This is a genomic window from Vibrio genomosp. F10 str. 9ZD137 (genome assembly GCF_049974785.1).
Lineage (GTDB): Bacteria > Pseudomonadota > Gammaproteobacteria > Enterobacterales > Vibrionaceae > Vibrio.
Window position 1 is genome coordinate 1 of the sequence record NZ_JBNGCJ010000731.1, and the last position, 2,144, is coordinate 2,144.

Consider the following 2,144-nt stretch of genomic DNA (forward strand, 5'->3'; position numbering starts at 1 on the left):
AACCGCTCTTCCGATCTCTGAGCGGTTTGAGTTTGTTCTTTTTGCGCTTTTACTCGAGCAATAGCGGCGGCTATCGCATCGTCACCGCCTGATTTTTCCATTTCGCTTCGACGGCTATCCGCGGCTTTCTTAAACTTGTTTTCTCGCTCAACTTTTGCTTTTTCTAAGCGCTCTTTTCTTTCTTCAAATCGCTGACGTGCTCGTTCCGCAGCCTGAGCTTCTTCTTTTCTGGTTTTTATTTCAGCTTTGGCTTGACGATAGTATTGAACGAGAGGGATTTCACTTGGGCAAACATAAGCGCAAGCACCACATTCGATACAATCTTTTAGGTTAAGCTCGGTACACTTATCGTATTCCTCCGCCTTGGCATACCATTGCAATTGTTGAGGAAGCAGAGCAGAAGGGCATACTTCGGCGCATTGCCCACAACGAATACATTCCATCTCATACTGGCTGTGAGGTAATTCTCTCGTGCCCGGGGCCAGAATACAGTTACTGGTTTTAGTGATAGGCACCAAGGCGCTGGGTAAAGTAAACCCCATCATGGGGCCACCCATGATAAGACGCGGTGCTTTTTTTGCTGCTTTATAGCCAAACTGCTGGAGTAGAGATTCGATCGGGGTGCCAATTAAGGCCCAAACGTTTCTTGGTTGTGGGAATTGATTACCCGTTAACGTAACTATTCTTTGGATCAGTGGCTCGCCATCACACACGGCGCGCTTGATTGCATACATCGAAGCGACGTTTTGCACCAGCATTCCGATATCCGCTGGAATGCCATTGTTAGGCACTTCTTGATTGGTCAGTAATTTAATCAGCTGTTTTTCACCACCAGAAGGGAATTTGGTGGGAATGACGCGAATGACAATGTCTTTGTCTTTCGCTGCATTTTCCATCGCTTGAATGGCTTCTGGCTTATTATCTTCAATGGCGATAATGGTGAGTTTTGGCTTGAGTATGTGCTCTACAATATCGATGCCAGTCATGATTTCTTCTGCGTAATGGCGCATTATAACGTCATCGGCGGTGATGTAAGGCTCACATTCAGCGGCGTTGATGATTAAGAAATCGGTCTTGGAGAGCCCGGACTGTATTTTCTTTGCTGTTGGAAAACCTGCGCCACCCATCCCTGATATTCCTGCAAGGCGAATATGTTCAAGTAGAGTTTCAGAAGAAGCGCTTTGAAAGTCCTCAATACTGTTTTTTTCTATCCATTGTTCTTTACTATCCGGGGAAATCACAATGCACGGCTCACTGAGCCCTGATGGGTGGTTCGTGATTCTTGGTTCGATGGCGGTAATGACACCCGAAGTCGGAGAATGAATAGGAAGCATCATGGTTGTGTTGTACTTGGTTAATGCTTGACCTTTCAATACCGTGTCGCCACTTTTGACGATGAGATCACCAGGCTTGCCGATATGCTGTTTAATCGGCAGTACAATCTCTTGTGGAACGTCGGCGTTTACCGGAAAGCTCTGATTAGATTGGCTTTTGTTGTCTTGTGGATGTATACCGCCATGGAATTGCCACAATGAGCCGGTTTTTATCTGTTCGATTAAGGAAAGTGTGCTCATATCTATCTCACTTCGTCTTGCTTTTTGTGAGAAACAGAATCGCTAATATCGACAACGGGAATCGAGTTCATTTGCCATTTCCAATTTTCAGTCGTTTGGGCTACAGGGATCATTTCAATGCAATCTGTAGGGCAAGGGGCCACGCATAAATCACAACCAGTACACTCATCTTTGATGACAGTATGTAAAGCTTTCGTCCCGCCAACGATGGCATCAACAGGGCACGCTTGGATACATTTTGTGCAGCCAATACACATATCTTCGTGAATAAAGGCCACGGTTTTGACGGCGTCATTCAGGTCGTGTGCTGATTCTTCTACTTCTACGCCCATTAAGTTAGCAAGATTCTCAATAGTCGCCTGGCCACCAGGTGGACATTTGTTTATTTTATCGCCATTGGCAATGGCTTCAGCATAAGGGCGGCAACCAGGGTAACCACATTGACCACACTGAGTTTGAGGAAGAAGTTCATCGATTTGATCGACAATCGGATCCGCTTCAACCTTAAATTTGATAGAGGCGAATCCGAGTATCGCTCCAAATACAGCGGCTAGAGCGACAACGGCGATG

General features: G+C 46.0%; 2 protein-coding genes. Both read right to left on the reverse strand.

Annotated elements, in window-relative coordinates:
• Nucleotides 1-1,574 (reverse strand): electron transport complex subunit RsxC (gene rsxC, locus ACP45E_RS17385; protein ID WP_069585329.1); only part of this gene is annotated, 1,574 nt, incomplete at its 3' end.
• A 2-nt stretch (nucleotides 1,575-1,576) separates the two neighbouring features.
• Nucleotides 1,577-2,143: an electron transport complex subunit RsxB gene (gene rsxB, locus ACP45E_RS17390; RefSeq protein WP_141707390.1), complete on the reverse strand. Its 567-nt coding sequence runs from the start codon at nucleotides 2,141-2,143 to the stop codon at nucleotides 1,577-1,579.
• Between the last annotated feature and the right edge of the window lies 1 nt (nucleotide 2,144).